This window comes from Pseudomonas sp. UV AK001, assembly GCF_046097675.1.
Lineage (GTDB): Bacteria > Pseudomonadota > Gammaproteobacteria > Pseudomonadales > Pseudomonadaceae > Aquipseudomonas > Aquipseudomonas kribbensis.
On sequence record NZ_JBJUVZ010000003.1, the window covers coordinates 520,540 to 535,349 of the forward strand.

The 14,810-nt window shown below is 58.0% G+C and carries 14 protein-coding genes, 5 tRNA genes and 1 riboswitch; of the genes, 14 read left to right on the top strand and 5 right to left on the bottom strand.

The genetic code is table 11. From position 1 onward, the window contains the following. The first annotated feature begins 19 nt into the window (after positions 1–19). Genes astB through astE form a run of 3 tightly spaced genes read left to right on the top strand, consistent with a single transcriptional unit; the run spans position 20 to position 2,739 of the window. Complete coding sequence (gene astB / locus ACKLNA_RS13325) at positions 20–1,366, top strand: N-succinylarginine dihydrolase (protein ID WP_248742489.1); 1,347 nt, start codon at positions 20–22, stop codon at positions 1,364–1,366. Positions 1,367–1,425: 59 nt separating this feature from the next. Then, positions 1,426–1,716 carry a topoisomerase II gene (locus ACKLNA_RS13330; protein ID WP_408986112.1) on the top strand — a complete coding sequence of 97 codons (291 nt, stop codon included), beginning with the start codon at positions 1,426–1,428 and terminating at the stop codon, positions 1,714–1,716. 12 nt (positions 1,717–1,728) lie between these two features. Further along, entirely contained in the window at positions 1,729–2,739 is a 1,011-nt protein-coding gene (gene astE, locus ACKLNA_RS13335) for a succinylglutamate desuccinylase (RefSeq protein ID WP_408986113.1), read from the top strand. A 45-nt stretch (positions 2,740–2,784) separates the two neighbouring features. Here astE and ACKLNA_RS13340 read toward each other — a convergent pair whose 3' ends face one another. Then, the gene (locus ACKLNA_RS13340) at positions 2,785–3,294 is read right to left on the bottom strand and encodes a 6,7-dimethyl-8-ribityllumazine synthase (RefSeq protein ID WP_039772077.1); all 510 of its coding nucleotides are present in this window, start codon (positions 3,292–3,294) and stop codon (positions 2,785–2,787) included. Positions 3,295–3,396: 102 nt separating this feature from the next. Beyond that, a riboswitch (FMN riboswitch) is annotated at positions 3,397–3,569 on the bottom strand. Positions 3,570–3,766: 197 nt separating this feature from the next. On the opposite strand from ACKLNA_RS13340, the gene ltaE reads away from it, so the two are divergent. From ltaE to ACKLNA_RS13380, 8 genes are all read left to right on the top strand, one after another. Then, the gene (gene ltaE, locus ACKLNA_RS13345; protein WP_248739128.1) at positions 3,767–4,771 is read left to right on the top strand and encodes a low-specificity L-threonine aldolase; all 1,005 of its coding nucleotides are present in this window, start codon (positions 3,767–3,769) and stop codon (positions 4,769–4,771) included. A 146-nt stretch (positions 4,772–4,917) separates the two neighbouring features. Further along, entirely contained in the window at positions 4,918–7,542 is a 2,625-nt protein-coding gene (gene alaS / locus ACKLNA_RS13350; protein WP_408986114.1) for an alanine--tRNA ligase, read from the top strand. A 90-nt stretch (positions 7,543–7,632) separates the two neighbouring features. Then, the gene (locus ACKLNA_RS13355) at positions 7,633–8,874 is read left to right on the top strand and encodes an aspartate kinase (protein ID WP_007951048.1); all 1,242 of its coding nucleotides are present in this window, start codon (positions 7,633–7,635) and stop codon (positions 8,872–8,874) included. A gap of 187 nt (positions 8,875–9,061) precedes the next feature. Beyond that, positions 9,062–9,250 (top strand): carbon storage regulator CsrA, encoded by a 189-nt coding sequence (gene csrA, locus ACKLNA_RS13360; RefSeq protein WP_002554426.1) that lies wholly within the window; start codon positions 9,062–9,064, stop codon positions 9,248–9,250. Positions 9,251–9,312: 62 nt separating this feature from the next. Next, a tRNA-Ser gene (locus tag ACKLNA_RS13365) sits at positions 9,313–9,403 on the top strand. Positions 9,404–9,510: 107 nt separating this feature from the next. Continuing rightward, positions 9,511–9,587: transfer RNA gene (locus tag ACKLNA_RS13370), tRNA-Arg, on the top strand. A 72-nt stretch (positions 9,588–9,659) separates the two neighbouring features. Next, a tRNA-Arg gene (locus ACKLNA_RS13375) sits at positions 9,660–9,736 on the top strand. A 72-nt stretch (positions 9,737–9,808) separates the two neighbouring features. Beyond that, positions 9,809–9,885 (top strand) — tRNA-Arg (locus tag ACKLNA_RS13380). A gap of 19 nt (positions 9,886–9,904) precedes the next feature. On the opposite strand, the gene ACKLNA_RS13385 is transcribed toward ACKLNA_RS13380, so the two are convergent. Further along, a complete protein-coding gene (locus tag ACKLNA_RS13385) occupies positions 9,905–10,423 on the bottom strand; it encodes a cell envelope protein SmpA (protein ID WP_408986115.1) in 519 nt (172 codons plus the stop codon). A gap of 319 nt (positions 10,424–10,742) precedes the next feature. Here ACKLNA_RS13385 and mgtE point away from each other — a divergent pair, with 319 nt between their 5' ends. Next, positions 10,743–12,185: a magnesium transporter gene (mgtE, locus tag ACKLNA_RS13390; RefSeq protein WP_085709728.1), complete on the top strand. Its 1,443-nt coding sequence runs from the start codon at positions 10,743–10,745 to the stop codon at positions 12,183–12,185. Positions 12,186–12,298: 113 nt separating this feature from the next. Here the strand turns inward: mgtE and ACKLNA_RS13395 are convergent, their stop codons facing one another. Next, positions 12,299–12,625 carry an Arc family DNA-binding protein gene (locus ACKLNA_RS13395; RefSeq protein WP_003178899.1) on the bottom strand — a complete coding sequence of 109 codons (327 nt, stop codon included), beginning with the start codon at positions 12,623–12,625 and terminating at the stop codon, positions 12,299–12,301. A 389-nt stretch (positions 12,626–13,014) separates the two neighbouring features. Here ACKLNA_RS13395 and phnN point away from each other — a divergent pair, with 389 nt between their 5' ends. Beyond that, positions 13,015–13,584 carry a phosphonate metabolism protein/1,5-bisphosphokinase (PRPP-forming) PhnN gene (phnN, locus tag ACKLNA_RS13400; RefSeq protein ID WP_408986116.1) on the top strand — a complete coding sequence of 190 codons (570 nt, stop codon included), beginning with the start codon at positions 13,015–13,017 and terminating at the stop codon, positions 13,582–13,584. Here the strand turns inward: phnN and ACKLNA_RS13405 are convergent. Both ACKLNA_RS13405 and ACKLNA_RS13410 read right to left on the bottom strand, forming a co-directional pair. Beyond that, a complete protein-coding gene (locus tag ACKLNA_RS13405) occupies positions 13,559–13,738 on the bottom strand; it encodes a PA3371 family protein (protein WP_408986117.1) in 180 nt (59 codons plus the stop codon). The two genes, phnN and ACKLNA_RS13405, sit on opposite strands and share 26 nt — an antisense overlap. A gap of 20 nt (positions 13,739–13,758) precedes the next feature. After that, positions 13,759–13,986 carry a hypothetical protein gene (locus tag ACKLNA_RS13410; RefSeq protein WP_408986118.1) on the bottom strand — a complete coding sequence of 76 codons (228 nt, stop codon included), beginning with the start codon at positions 13,984–13,986 and terminating at the stop codon, positions 13,759–13,761. 297 nt (positions 13,987–14,283) lie between these two features. On the opposite strand from ACKLNA_RS13410, the gene ACKLNA_RS13415 reads away from it, so the two are divergent. Next, positions 14,284–14,360, top strand: a tRNA-Arg gene (locus tag ACKLNA_RS13415). The last annotated feature ends 450 nt before the right edge of the window (positions 14,361–14,810 follow it).

The window sequence follows — 14,810 nt, forward strand, 5'->3', positions numbered from 1 at the left end:
TTCTCGTGGAGCCTCGCTGATGAAATCCTATGAAGTCAATTTTGACGGTCTAGTGGGGCCGACCCATAACTACGGTGGTCTGTCCTACGGCAACGTTGCGTCCCAGAGCAACAGCCAGCAGTCCTCGAACCCGAAGGAAGCGGCGCTGCAAGGCCTGGCGAAAATGAAAGCGCTGATGGAAATGGGCTTTCAGCAGGGCGTTCTCGCACCCCAGGAACGTCCGGACGTGGCGGCTCTGCGCCGTCTGGGTTTCAGCGGCACCGATGCTCAGGTGATCGAGCGCGCCGCCAAAGAAGCGATGCCGCTACTCGTCGCCAGTTGCTCGGCGTCGAGCATGTGGGTGGCCAACGCCGCCACGGTCAGCCCGAGTGCTGACACCGCCGATGGTCGCGTGCATTTCACCGCCGCCAACCTCAACTGCAAATACCACCGCAGCATCGAGCACCCGACCACCAGTCGCGTACTGGGTGCGATGTTCGCCGACCAGCAGCACTTCGCTCACCACGCCGCACTGCCGGCAGTGGCGCAGTTCGGCGACGAAGGCGCGGCCAACCACACGCGTTTCTGCCGTGAGTACGGCGAGGCTGGTGTCGAGTTCTTCGTGTTCGGTCGCAGTGCGTTCGACACCCGTTACCCGGCGCCGCAGAAATACCCGGCGCGTCAGACTCTTGAGGCATCGCAAGCAGTCGCCCGTTTGCACGGTCTGCGTGATGACGGCGTGGTCTACGCGCAGCAGAACCCGGCGGTAATCGATCAGGGCGTGTTCCACAACGATGTGATCGCAGTGGGCAACGGCGAGGTGCTGTTCTATCACGAGGACGCGTTCCTCGACACCGAGAACATGCTGGCAGAACTGCAAGCCAAACTGGCCAAGGTCGGCGGCAAGTTCCAGTCGGTCTGCGTGCCACGCTCGGCGGTCACCGTGGATGATGCAGTGCGTTCCTACCTGTTCAACAGCCAGTTGCTGTCGCGTCCCGACGGTTCGATGCTGCTGATCGTGCCGGAAGAGTGCCGTGGCAACGAGCGCGTGTGGAACTACCTGCAAGGCCTGACCAGCTCCGGCGGCCTGATCCGCGAAGTGAAAGTCTTCGACCTCAAGCAAAGCATGCAGAACGGCGGTGGCCCGGCGTGCCTGCGTCTGCGTGTCGCGCTCAACGAAACCGAACTGGCGGCCGTCAACCCGGGGGTTATCATGACCGCCCCGTTGTACGGTTCGTTGACCGCATGGGTTGAAAAGCACTATCGCGACCGCCTGAGTGAAAGCGATCTGGCGGATCCGCAATTGCTGCTTGAATGCCGGACGGCACTGGATGAACTGACGCAAATCCTTAAACTGGGCGCGGTTTATCCATTCCAGATCAATTGATGACCGGTGCGCCGCTTCGTCGCGGCGCACGGTTCCATCTCCCCAAGAGAGCGTAAAACATGAGCGATTCCCTGCAGCTGATCCTTGAAGACACCGACGGCACGCAACTGCAAACGTCCTGCACCCGCGTCGCGGTCATGTGGCAAGGCAAAGAGCTGTGGATCCAGCAGGACGGCCGCGGCCAGCTGCTGATCGGCGTGGACGTCGAAGAAGGCGACGAAGAGTACGCCAACCTGCTGTTGCGCCCATTGGCGACTAATCTGGTAAGTCTGCAACTGGAGATGGAACCGGCTGAGCTCGGCGACGATGACGGTCACGTGCACGGCCCGGATTGCAACCACGACCACTAAGGAAACCGCTCTATGCTCGCCCTCGGCAAACTGCTTGAACTGACCCTCGCCGGCCGCGAACCGGCGGAGAAGACTCAACTGACTGTCGAAGGCGTGCGCATGCGCTGGTTGAGCGAGGGTGCGCTGGAAGTCCGGCCACCCGAAGCACGCGACAATGGCCTGGACCTGCTCCTGTCGGCAGGCATCCACGGCAACGAAACGGCACCGATCGAATTGCTCGACCGGTTGCTGCACGACATCGCTCGCGGCGATCTGAAGCCGCGCGCACGCATTCTGTTCCTGTTCGGCAACCCGGAAGCGATTCGCAAGGGCGAGCGTTTCGTCGAGCAGGACGTCAATCGGCTGTTCAACGGCCGTCACGAACAAAGCAGCGGCTCCGAAGCCCTGCGCGCCTGCGAGCTGGAACGCCTGGCTGCGAGTTTCTTCAGCGTGCCGGATCGGCAGCGCCTGCACTACGACCTGCACACGGCGATTCGTGGTTCGAAGATCGAACAGTTCGCCCTGTATCCGTGGAAGGAAGGTCGCCAGCATTCCCGTCTGGAACTGGCCCGCCTGCGCGCCGCCGGCATGGAAGCGGTGCTGTTGCAGAACAAACCGTCGATCGTCTTCAGCTCCTACACCTACGACAAGCTCGGTGCCGAGTCCTTCACGCTGGAACTGGGCAAGGCACGGCCGTTCGGGCAGAACGCCGGGGTCAATGTATCGCTGCTGGAAACCCGCCTGAAGCAGATCATCGAAGGCACCGAGCCGGAGATGGCCGAGCAGGGCCTGGACGGCCTGCAACTGTTCAGCGTGGCTCGGGAAATCATCAAGCACAGCGACTCGTTCCGCCTGAACCTGCCGGCGGACATCGAAAACTTTTCGGAGCTGGATGTGGGTTATGTGCTGGCCGAAGACCTGGCCAATACCCGCTGGATCATCGAAGAGCAGGGCGCGCGGATCATCTTCCCCAATCCCAAGGTCAAGAACGGCCTGCGGGCAGGCATTTTGATCGTGCCGACCACAGACGAGCAGTTGGCCTGACACTGAATCTCCCCCGCGCAGCGCACGGGGGAGATCGTTATTGCATCAGACCGCTACAGCACGCGGCTCGGTGCGGCGCAACGCACGCACTTTCTGCAGCGTATCCGCGCAAGTCTTCGCCGCTTCCTGACCCTTGTGCACGAAATGCTCGAAGAAAAACTTCTGGTGTTCTTCGCCGGCATGGAAGTGGTGCGGGGTCAGCGATACCGAGAACACCGGCACTTCGGTTTCCAGCTGAACCTGCATCAGGCCGCTGACGACCGACTGGGCGACGAATTCGTGACGATAGATCCCGCCGTCCACCACCAGGGCGGCGGCAACGATACCGGCATAGCGGCCAGTCTTGGCCAGCAGCTTGGCGTGCAGAGGCATTTCAAAGGCGCCGCCGACTTCGAAGAAATCGATGTCCGACTCCTGATATCCCTGGGCGATCATTTCGGCGAGGAAACCTTTACGGCTCTGGTCGACGATTTCCTTGTGCCAGCAGGCCTGGATGAACGCGACGCGCTCGCCGTGAGGGTGTTTGCTTTTGCTGTCGATAGCGGTGGGTTGCATGTTCTGACTCCTGTTTGTGTGAAAAACAGGGCGTTATGAATCGAAAGGGATTCAAGGGTGCGCACGCTCGCGCGAACACGGCGGACGGCCCTTTGGCGTCAATCCCGTTCTCTCTTCATCCGGACTGTGACCGTCGGCCCCGGAATCACACCGGGTCTGCTGACCTTGCCGCCGTTCACGGTTTTTTGCCGCGTCCGTCACCAAGCGCTCGCGGGCTATGCGCATTGCACGCAATTACCGCCGGTGGGGAATTGCACCCCGCCCTGAGAACGTTTCGCCGCCCTTTATCGGGCGGCGGAGCGTTTTTAACACAGATTTCCAGACAGTGCATTGCGCCTTTGTGATGATTGCCATCGGATTTTTCGAAGCGTGGAAACGACTTTTCCTTGCGCAAGGGTTGATTAATCCGCGCCATGCCCGCAGTAATTCCTCTACGAAAAGGGATTTCCCCTGCTGACCAGAGGCCAGGTTCATGAGCGTTATCGATCTTCGCAGCGACACCGTCACCCAACCGACTCCCGCCATGCTCGACGCGATGACCCGAGCCGACACTGGCGACGACGTGTATGGCGAAGATCCGACGGTCAATCGTCTGGAGACCGAACTGGCAAAACGGCTGGGTTTTGCTGCGGCGCTGTTCGTCCCGACCGGCACCATGAGCAACCTGCTGGGATTGATGGCGCACTGCGAGCGCGGCGACGAATACATCGTCGGTCAGCAGGCGCACACCTATAAGTACGAGGGCGGCGGTGCAGCGGTGCTCGGCTCGATCCAGCCGCAGCCGCTGGAAGTGCAGGCCGATGGTTCGCTGGACCTGGATCAGGTGGCAGCGGCGATCAAGCCTGACGACTTCCACTTCGCCCGGACCCGCCTGCTGGCACTGGAAAACACCATGCAGGGCAAGGTGTTGCCGATGGAGTATCTGGCCCGGGCGCGTCAGTTCACTCGGGACAATGGCCTCCAGCTGCATCTGGATGGCGCGCGGCTTTACAACGCGGCGGTCAAGCTCGGGGTTGATGCCCGTGAGATCACGCAGCACTTCGATTCGGTATCGGTGTGCCTGTCCAAAGGCCTCGGCGCGCCGGTCGGTTCGGTGCTTTGCGGTTCGGCCGAGTTGATCGGCAAGGCGCGGCGCCTGCGCAAAATGGTCGGCGGTGGCATGCGTCAGGCCGGGTTGCTGGCGGCGGCGGGGCTGTATGCGCTGGATCACAACGTCGAGCGTCTGGCGGATGACCATGCCAACGCGCAGTTCCTGGCTGAAGGCCTGCGCGAGGCCGGTTTCACCGTCGAGCCGGTGCAGACCAACATGGTTTACGTGCAGATGGGCGACCGTGCCGAAGCGATCAAGGCATTTGCCGCCGAGCGCGGGATCAAACTGAGCGCTGCCGCCCGTCTGCGAATGGTCACGCACATGGACGTCAATCGCTCGCAAATCGAGCAAGTGATCGCGACATTCGTCGAGTTTTCGCGCAAGTGACAGCGTTAGCCCCTCAATTGACCGTTTCTATCGTATAAACACGCTGTACCCCGCGCGCAGGGCCGATATAATGCGGCCCTTTGCCGTCGTTTCGTCTGTTGACGTTTCGTACAGGCCTTTGGCCGCAGCCTCCGTGGAAGAACCTAATGAAAAGCGCAGAAATCCGTGAAGCCTTCCTTCGCTTCTTCGAAGAGCAAGGCCACACCCGTGTAGCCTCCAGCTCTTTGATTCCGGGCAACGACCCAACCCTGCTGTTCACCAACGCGGGGATGAACCAGTTCAAGGACTGCTTCCTGGGCCAGGAAAAGCGCGCGTACACCCGCGCCGTCTCCAGCCAGAAATGCGTGCGCGCCGGCGGCAAGCACAACGACCTGGAAAACGTCGGTTACACCGCCCGTCACCACACCTTCTTCGAAATGCTGGGTAACTTCAGCTTCGGCGATTACTTCAAGCGTGATGCCATCACTTACGCCTGGAACTTCCTGACCTCCGAGAAGTGGCTGAACCTGCCGAAGGAAAAGCTGTGGGTCACCGTCTACGCCAGCGATGACGAGGCCTACGACATCTGGACCAAGGAAGTCGGTGTGCCGGCCGAGCGCATGGTGCGCATCGGCGACAACAAGGGCGCGCCATACGCCTCCGACAACTTCTGGACCATGGGTGATACCGGCCCGTGCGGTCCTTGCACCGAGATTTTCTACGATCACGGCGCCGACATCTGGGGTGGCCCACCGGGCTCGCCGGAAGAGGACGGCGACCGTTACATCGAAATCTGGAACAACGTTTTCATGCAGTTCAACCGCACCGCCGATGGCGTGTTGCACCCGCTGCCAGCGCCGTCGGTGGACACCGGCATGGGCCTGGAGCGGATCAGTGCCGTGCTGCAGCACGTTCACTCGAACTATGAAATCGACCTGTTCCAGAGCCTGTTGGCCGCTTCGGCCAAGGCCATCGGTTGCAGCAACGACAATCAGGCGTCCCTGAAAGTCGTGGCTGACCACATCCGTTCCTGCGGCTTCCTGATTGCCGACGGCGTGCTGCCGTCCAACGAAGGTCGTGGCTACGTGCTGCGCCGGATCATTCGTCGCGCCTGCCGTCACGGCAACAAGCTGGGCGCCAAGGGCAGCTTCTTCTACCAGATCGTTGCCGCTCTCGTGGCAGAGATGGGTGAGGCTTTCCCAGAGCTGAAATCCCAGCAGGCGCACATCGAACGCGTACTGAAAGCCGAAGAAGAGCAATTCGCCAAGACCCTGGAGCAGGGCCTGAAGATCCTCGAGCAGGATCTGGCCGAGCTCAAAGGCGACGTGGTTCCGGGCGACGTAGTGTTCAAGCTCTACGATACCTACGGTTTCCCGATGGACCTGACCGCGGACATCGCCCGCGAGCGCAGCCTGACCATCGACGAAGCCGGTTTCGAGCGTGAAATGGAAGCCCAGCGCGTCCGTGCACGTTCCGCCAGCTCCTTCGGCCTGGACTACAACAGCCTGGTCAAGGTTGATGTCGATACCGAATTCACCGGTTACCACTCCACCAGCGGTTTGGCGAAAGTCGTTGCACTCTATAAAGATGGCCAGTCCGTGGACGTCTTGAGTGAAGGGCAGGAAGGCGTTGTGGTATTGAACAAGACGCCGTTCTACGCCGAATCCGGTGGCCAGGTTGGCGATTGCGGTTATCTGCAGGCCGGCAACAGCCGTTTCGACGTGCGCGACACCACCAAGACCGGCGGCGCATTCCTGCACCACGGTGTGCTGGCCTCGGGCAGCCTGATTGTTGGCGCGCCGGTGGAAACTCACGTCGAAGCCGACGTGCGTCACGCCACTTCGCTGAACCACTCGGCCACGCACTTGCTGCATGCTGCGTTGCGCAAAGTGCTGGGTGATCATGTTCAGCAGAAAGGCTCGCTGGTCGACAGTCAGCGCCTGCGTTTCGACTTCAGCCACTTTGAAGCGATCAAGCCGGAGCAGATCAAGGCGCTGGAAGACATCGTCAACGCCGAGATCCGCAAGAACTCCGCCGTTGAAACCGAAGAAACCGACATCGAAACCGCCAAGCAGAAAGGCGCGATGGCGCTGTTCGGCGAGAAGTACGGCGACAACGTGCGCGTGCTGAGCATGGGCGGCGATTTCTCCGTCGAGCTGTGTGGCGGTATCCACGCCAACCGTACCGGCGACATCGGCCTGCTGAAAATCATCAGCGAAGGCGGTGTGGCATCGGGTGTGCGTCGTATCGAAGCGGTCACCGGCGCTGCGGCGCTGGCTTACTTGAACGCTGCTGAAGAACAACTCAAGGAAGCGGCCAGCCTGGTCAAGGGCAGCCGCGAAAACCTGATCGACAAGCTGTCGGCTGTACTGGAGCGCAACCGCGCGCTGGAGAAGCAGCTCGAGCAGTTGCAGGCCAAGGCCGCTGCTGCCGCCGGCGACGATCTGTCGGCTTCGGCTGTGGACGTCAAAGGCGTGAAGGTTCTGGCCGTGCGTCTGGATGGTCAGGACGGCAAGGCGCTGCTGGCGCTGGTCGATCAGCTGAAAAACAAACTCGGCCGCGCAGTGATCCTGCTCGGCAGTGTCCATGAGGAAAAGGTCGTACTGGTTGCAGGCGTGACCAAGGACCTGACTGGCCAACTCAAAGCCGGTGATTTGATGAAACAGGCTGCTGCGGCAGTGGGCGGGAAGGGCGGTGGTCGTCCGGACATGGCGCAGGGCGGCGGTGTCGACGCCGGCGCACTGGATAGCGCACTGGCGCTGACCGTTCCATTCGTCGAGCAGGGTTTATAAGACGGTCTGTCGGGCCCGCAGTCTAGTGGCGGGCCCGGCGGCTGTTCGAGTGATTATTGGGCGCCCTTCATGGGCAGAGGCGGCTTTGAAATGGCTTTGATCGTACAGAAATTTGGAGGCACCTCGGTCGGCACTGTCGAGAGAATCGAGCAGGTCGCCGACAAGGTTAAGAAATTCCGCGACGCCGGCGATGACCTGGTGGTTGTGCTGTCTGCAATGAGCGGCGAGACCAACCGTCTGATCGATCTGGCCAAGCAAATCAGTGGCGAAGATCAACCGGTTCCGCGTGAACTGGACGTGATCGTCTCCACCGGTGAGCAGGTGACGATCGCCCTGTTGGCCATGGCGCTGATCAAGCGCGGTGTGCCGGCGGTGTCGTACACCGGCAACCAGGTGCGGATCCTGACGGACAGTGCGCACAATAAAGCGCGTATCTTGCAGATTGATGACCAGAAGATTCGCGGTGACCTGAAGGCTGGCCGTGTGGTTGTGGTCGCCGGTTTCCAGGGTGTCGACGAGCACGGCAACATCACGACCCTGGGGCGTGGCGGTTCCGATACTACCGGCGTGGCGCTGGCCGCTGCGTTGAAGGCAGACGAGTGCCAGATCTACACCGATGTCGACGGTGTCTACACCACCGACCCGCGTGTGGTATCGGTTGCTCAGCGTCTGGACAAGATCACCTTCGAAGAGATGCTGGAAATGGCCAGCCTCGGTTCCAAGGTATTGCAGATCCGTGCCGTGGAGTTCGCCGGCAAGTACAACGTTCCGCTGCGCGTACTGCACAGCTTCAAGGAGGGTCCGGGCACCCTCATTACTATTGATGAAGAGGAAACCATGGAACAGCCGATCATTTCCGGCATCGCTTTCAACCGCGATGAAGCCAAGCTGACCATCCGTGGCGTGCCAGACACCCCGGGCGTGGCGTTCAAGATTCTCGGCCCGATCAGTGCCGCGAACATCGAAGTCGACATGATCGTGCAGAACGTTGCGCACGATAACACCACCGACTTCACCTTCACCGTGCACCGCAACGACTACCAGTCCGCGCAGACCGTACTGGAAAACACCGCTCGCGAGATCGGTGCCCGTGAAGTCGTCGGCGACACCAAGATCGCCAAGGTCTCGATCGTCGGCGTCGGCATGCGTTCCCACGCAGGCGTGGCCAGCCGCATGTTCGAATCCCTGGCGAAGGAAAGCATCAACATCCAGATGATCTCGACTTCGGAAATCAAGGTTTCCGTCGTGATCGAAGAGAAATACCTGGAACTGGCCGTGCGCGCCCTGCACACGGCTTTCGAACTGGATGCTCCGGCCCGTCAGGGCGAGTAATCCTGGTCAATGAAGGGCGCGGTCTGACCGCGCCCTTTATTTTTTGAATGGCGCGAGCCCTGAACTGTTCTTTTGCTCGCGCTGGTCAATACTCAGGCATGTAGGGCTACGATCGCTCCGGTTGTAGGTCGGGTGCCTTTTTTTTGCAGACTGTTGTCCCTGAAATGATTCGCGTGAGGAGAAAGGTATGCTGATTCTGACTCGTCGGTGCGCAGAAAGCCTGATTATCGGTGATGGCGAAATCACCGTGACCGTGCTCGGCGTCAAAGGAAATCAAGTGCGTATCGGCGTCAATGCCCCGAAAGAGGTCGCCGTGCACCGTGAGGAAATCTACCTGCGTATAAAGAAAGAGAAGGACGAAGAACCAAGTCATTAATTTTTATTGATTTTTATGTTTGCAAACGGGGAAAAGGTTGGTTAAGATACGCCCCGTGTTGCGGAGAGCTGGCCGAGTGGCCGAAGGCGCTCCCCTGCTAAGGGAGTACACCTCACAAGGGTGTCGGGGGTTCGAATCCCCCGTTCTCCGCCATTATTTGCTTAGTACGTTGTAATCTGGCTTTTTCTGTAAGTTGTTGAAATTAATAGAAAAAGTGGTTGGAATAGAGATTAGACGGGCTATAATGCGGCGCAACAAATGCACTCGTAGCTCAGCTGGATAGAGTACTCGGCTACGAACCGAGCGGTCACAGGTTCGAATCCTGTCGAGTGCACCATTTAAGAGTCAGTTGCAGCAATGTAAATGACTCGGCTTCAACCAGGTGTGATCTGGTCTAACAAACACAAATGCACTCGTAGCTCAGCTGGATAGAGTACTCGGCTACGAACCGAGCGGTCACAGGTTCGAATCCTGTCGAGTGCACCATTTAAGAGTTAGTTGCAGCAATGTAAATAACTTGGCTTCAGCCAGTTGTGGTCTGGTCTAAAAACACAAATTGCACTCGTAGCTCAGCTGGATAGAGTACTCGGCTACGAACCGAGCGGTCACAGGTTCGAATCCTGTCGAGTGCACCATATACCAAAAAGCCCGCGTTTAACGCGGGCTTTTTGCTGTCCGGGATTTGAGTTTTCCTGTCACGCATCCTTTCTCATCAAAATCGACCTGAGCACTTCGGCCTCGCTTGAGGTCATAACGATAAGTCGTTGCCGAATTGCGGATGCTGATCTTGTCAGGCTTTCCCAGGGCGCTTTCAACATCCTGTTGGCTCATGCCGGCGATGATTCGTTGATTGATGATTGCTTCGCGCTTCTGTCGTGCGTCGATCAGATCTCCGCATTTGTCTTGTGTCCGGCCTATGACGGCCATTTCTCGCTTTCTGATATTCATGCCGGATATTTCTTCGTGCCGGGCTTCGGGTATCAGTGCCACTGTCGAGCCGGGCGAGTAGGGGTGTACCTCCTGAAGTAAAAGGCGCTCATTGTTCGCGCAACTCAATGTCGTGAATGTGAGGCTGCCGTCAGCAGCTTCGCAGCGGTGAAGTGTCGTTGTGTTCCCTATGGTCGGGAGGCAGAGCAGGGCGGTCAGCATGAATCGGGATGTTTTCGATGGCATTCGGCGTCCTCCATGACGATCCCTTTCAAGCGTAGTCGGCAGTTTTTTCACCGCCGGTGTGTTTTCTTTTCAGGATGAGTCGTCGGAGTCTGAAGAGTCAGGCCAGCGCTCAGCTTTGTCTCGCAAGCGCTTGTTTCAGCCTAGATTTTTAACGTTTAAAACCGTCAGGCGGTGTATCATTGCGCCCGTCAGCCCCGCCGGGGCTTATGGAAAACTTCCATGGACTTACCCAGTAGATACTCAGTACCCCGTTTTACCAATCATGAATTGACTGATTGATCCTTCCGGCGTGCCCCGCTGCTGGGAGTGGAGTTCGCCTATGTCCGAAATCGAAGTAAAGAAAACACAGGAAAGCCTGCAGGATCGCCTGGCTCAGGTCGTTGAGCTGCTGCAGCGCCAACGGGTCGTCGAAGACCTGACTCACCGCCAGGAAGGCGCACATCATGACCGGGTCGAGAACCTGGTCCACCGGCAAAATCTCGTCGAGCTGCAACGCAAGCTCGATGATCTGCACTCCGCCGACGTTGCCTACATTCTTGAAGCCTTGCCGCTGGACGATCGTCTGACGCTCTGGCAGTTGGTCAAGGCTGATCGCGACGGCGACATTCTTCTCGAAGTATCCGACTCCGTCCGTGAAACCCTGATCGCCGACATGGACGATCACGAGCTCCTGGCTGCCGCCAAGGACATGGATGCCGACGAACTTGCTGACCTGGCCTCCGAGCTGCCGCGAGACGTCGTCCATGAGCTGATGGAAACTCTGGATCAGCAGCAACGCGAGCGCGTGCGTTCGGCTCTCTCCTACGACGAGGAGCAGGTCGGTGCGTTGATGGACTTCGAGATGGTGACTATCCGTGAGGATGTCAGTCTCGAAGTGGTCCTGCGTTACCTGCGTCGCCTGAAAGAGCTGCCGGGCCATACCGACAAGCTGTTCGTGGTTGATTACGACGGCGTGCTCAAGGGCGTATTGCCGATCAAGCGTTTGCTGGTCAATGATCCGGAGAAACAGGTTTCCGAAGTGATGGCCAGTGATCCGGTGAGTTTCCACCCGGACGAAGATGCCTACGACGCCGCTCAGGCGTTCGAGCGTTACGACTTGATCTCGGCGCCGGTGGTCGACAAGAACGGCAAGCTGATCGGCCGTCTGACCATCGACGAAATGGTCGACCTGATTCGTGAGGAGAGCGAAAGCGAAGTCCTCAACATGGCGGGTCTGCGGGAAGAGGAAGATATTTTCGCTTCCGTCTGGAAATCCCTGCGCAACCGTTGGGCGTGGCTGGCGATCAACCTGATCACGGCGTTTGTCGCGTCGCGGGTGATCGGCCTGTTCGAAGGGTCGATCGAGAAGCTGGTGGCGCTGGCAGCTCTGATGCCGATTGTGGCAGGTATCGGCGGTAACTCCGGCAACCAGACAATCACCATGATCGTTCGTGCCATGGCGCTCGATCAGGTCAGCACGGGTAACACTTCGCGTCTGATGCGCAAGGAGCTCGCCGTTGCGTTGATCAACGGCCTGGTCTGGGGTGGGGTGATTGGTGTGGTGGCTTACATGCTCTACGGCAGTTGGTCGCTTGGCGTGGTGATGACGGCAGCGATGACGCTCAACCTGTTGCTGGCGGCTTTAATGGGGGTGTTGATCCCGATGACGTTGGCCAAGATGGGGCGAGACCCGGCAATGGGGGCCAGCGTAATGATTACGGCCATGACAGATAGTGGTGGCTTCTTCATCTTCCTGGGGTTGGCGACGATTTTCCTGCTCTGATTGCCCTAATCGAAAAAGCCCGCCAATTGGCGGGCTTTTTTTCGTCCTTGAAATCCCGGATTGCGGGCAAAAAAAAGCCAGCACTCATGCTGGCTTGAGATATTCGATTTGACTCAGGATGCGTCTGCGGCCATTTCGGCGTCGTGGGCGATCAGAGAAACCAGTGCGTTCTGCTGGCGGTGGGAGAGTTGACGGAAGCGTTGCAGTAACTCGCGTTCGTGCAGCGAAAGCTCCGGGCTGTCGAGGCGCATGCTCAGCTCTTCGCCCAGTGCGCCTTCCTGAATAAGACTCTGCTCAAGGCGCGCAATGATCTCGGAGTTCATGCTGCGATGATGATTGCGAGCCACCTCGGCAATGCGTTCACGCATTCCGTCTGGCAGGCGTACGACGAACTTGTCAGCCGTACGGCTGGAATAAATTGCCTGTTTCAATGGGCGCATATATTTAACCGGTTAGTTCAGGGGAGCGGTTCTCGGGATTGGCCGCAGGATGAGTCGTAGGACAAGCATCCGCGCCAAATGGTTCAACCTGAATTGTTAAGAGGCTCGCATCATGCCTCAAAATTGCCAGATCATTGGCGTCAATTCTGTGACAAATATTGATCCGGGTAAAGGCGTAATGCCAGCACCAATTATCAGAAATGCGGACTGGTTTGAAAAGAATGAGCCGGTCCGTATCGCTGACCGCGTCCTGAAGCGCACGAACGGATGCCCGAAGGCGTCAGACCGTGCATGCTATGCGGCTAAAATCGTTGTTCCTTACCTTGTACAGGATAGTGGCAAATGGCCGATTTACTAGGGGCGTGCACCTGCTGGGAGGCGTTTTCAGGATGGATGGCAAGCTTATTTATCTGATGGGGCCATCTGGCTCGGGCAAGGACAGCCTTATAGAGGCTGCGCGTGAGCGTTTGCATCTGCTGAATTGTAAGGTCATGCGCCGTGTCATTACCCGGTCGGCGGAATCTGTGGGGGAGGATGCACTCAGCGTCACTCCTGAGGAGTTTGATCGACGTCGACGCGCCGGTGAATTTTCATTGTCATGGCAGGCGAACGGACTCTCCTATGGTATTCCTGCTGAAATGGACCAGTGGCTGAAAACCGGGCGCCACGTATTGGTAAACGGATCGCGCGCGAATCTACGGCAAGCGTTGGAGGATTATCCGACGTTGTTGCCAGTTTTGTTGACTGTCAGGGAAGAGGTGTTGCGGGAGCGTCTGCTTAAGCGTGGGCGAGAGACGCTAGAGCAAATCAATGCCAGGCTTGCTCGCAACGCCTTGTTCCTGGAAAGGAGGTCAATCAGCAGGCCTGTGTTCCAGCTCGACAATTCTGGCGAGTTGGCGGTGGCCGCTGATCATTTTGTGGAGTGGGTGAAGCTCAACGTAGTACCGGATCAAATTTGAACTTGCGGCCGACTGCCAGTGCAAGCAGGAACAGCACTGCAAAAACGGCGCAACCGATCAGGGGCGCGGTGACTTCGGTTTGTTCGAACAGCGAAAAATGCAGGGCTCCGCTCAATAAGGCGAGGATCAAAAATCCCGCCGCTGACTTGGACATGCTGTACTCCTGAAGATGATTCAAAACACCAGGCGATCGATCGATTTGGCTTGCGACGTCTCGAGGGGCGCGCTGACTTCCTGTGAGTAGCTGCCCTGGTCACTCAGCACTGCCCACTGTGGCGCCTTTTGTACCTGCAAGTAATGCGGCATACGCTGTGCAACCGGTTCAGTGCTCTCGGGGGCAAAGTGAAAACCCACCAGAATCGCTAAAGCGATCGCGTTTGCAAGCAAGAGGGTGCGGTTCATGAGGCTGATCTCCGATCGTTCTTCTGCAGAACAGGCGAAGCAGTCGTCATGCCAACAGTTTAACCGCTGTGAAGTCCTTTAAAAACAAGCATTTAAGAGTTGAATTAAAAAATGGTGCATTGCAATGTGCAATGACGGTTATTTTGTGGTGATGCAAATTGCACGGTAAAACGCCCTTCGAGATTGCGGGGCGCCTGCCTACACTTAAAATGCCCTACGGACGACATGACAAATCAAGGTTCGGCCGTTAACATGCTCGCCGTCCGTCGCACTGCGTCTGCAAGCGACAATGTGTATGTCTCAGTAGCTCAATTGGATAGAGCATCCCCCTCCTAAGGGGAAGGTTGGCAGTTCGAACCTGCCCTGGGACACCATCTATACAAAACCTTCTTTGTTGATATTCGCCGGCCTCGCGGTTGACTATCACGTTTTGCTGTTTTCATATTTCTTTTATTTGCTGAAGCGGCGCGGGCTGGTTGCATCTCGTGGGGGGCTCATTGCTTCTGCACCGATCCTCAGCTTCCTGTCTTGTAACGCAGTCGGTTTGATGGGTATTGCCTAGCTTTGCGTTTTCATGGAGCCAGAATGTTCTTCTCTTTATATAGAGGAGCATGAGGAAGGCCGAATCGCGCACGGTGGCCCGTAGCGTTGAATGCGCGCTGATATTTGGATCTTTCGACTGTACTGAGCTTCTGACTGATAGAAAAACCAAATTAAGGGTTGACGGCAGATTCTGAGTCTCTATAATTCGCCCCACTTCCGGCGCAGTCGAAACGTAAAACTCCTTGAGATTCAATGAGTTATGTAAGTTTCGAGAGCGGATA

What these genes read in the sequence shown, in the direction of transcription:
- mgtE (WP_085709728.1), top strand. Translation starts at nt 10,743, where the DNA reads ATGTCCGAAATCGAAGTAAAGAAAACACAGGAAAGCCTGCAGGATCGC.
- ltaE (WP_248739128.1), top strand. Translation starts at nt 3,767, where the DNA reads ATGAGCGTTATCGATCTTCGCAGCGACACCGTCACCCAACCGACTCCC.
- ACKLNA_RS13395 (WP_003178899.1), bottom strand. Translation starts at nt 12,625, where the DNA reads ATGCGCCCATTGAAACAGGCAATTTATTCCAGCCGTACGGCTGACAAG.
- astB (WP_248742489.1), top strand. Translation starts at nt 20, where the DNA reads ATGAAATCCTATGAAGTCAATTTTGACGGTCTAGTGGGGCCGACCCAT.
- csrA (WP_002554426.1), top strand. Translation starts at nt 9,062, where the DNA reads ATGCTGATTCTGACTCGTCGGTGCGCAGAAAGCCTGATTATCGGTGAT.
- astE (WP_408986113.1), top strand. Translation starts at nt 1,729, where the DNA reads ATGCTCGCCCTCGGCAAACTGCTTGAACTGACCCTCGCCGGCCGCGAA.
- phnN (WP_408986116.1), top strand. Translation starts at nt 13,015, where the DNA reads ATGGATGGCAAGCTTATTTATCTGATGGGGCCATCTGGCTCGGGCAAG.
- ACKLNA_RS13410 (WP_408986118.1), bottom strand. Translation starts at nt 13,986, where the DNA reads ATGAACCGCACCCTCTTGCTTGCAAACGCGATCGCTTTAGCGATTCTG.
- ACKLNA_RS13355 (WP_007951048.1), top strand. Translation starts at nt 7,633, where the DNA reads ATGGCTTTGATCGTACAGAAATTTGGAGGCACCTCGGTCGGCACTGTC.
- ACKLNA_RS13330 (WP_408986112.1), top strand. Translation starts at nt 1,426, where the DNA reads ATGAGCGATTCCCTGCAGCTGATCCTTGAAGACACCGACGGCACGCAA.
- ACKLNA_RS13385 (WP_408986115.1), bottom strand. Translation starts at nt 10,423, where the DNA reads ATGCCATCGAAAACATCCCGATTCATGCTGACCGCCCTGCTCTGCCTC.
- ACKLNA_RS13405 (WP_408986117.1), bottom strand. Translation starts at nt 13,738, where the DNA reads ATGTCCAAGTCAGCGGCGGGATTTTTGATCCTCGCCTTATTGAGCGGA.
- ACKLNA_RS13340 (WP_039772077.1), bottom strand. Translation starts at nt 3,294, where the DNA reads ATGCAACCCACCGCTATCGACAGCAAAAGCAAACACCCTCACGGCGAG.
- alaS (WP_408986114.1), top strand. Translation starts at nt 4,918, where the DNA reads ATGAAAAGCGCAGAAATCCGTGAAGCCTTCCTTCGCTTCTTCGAAGAG.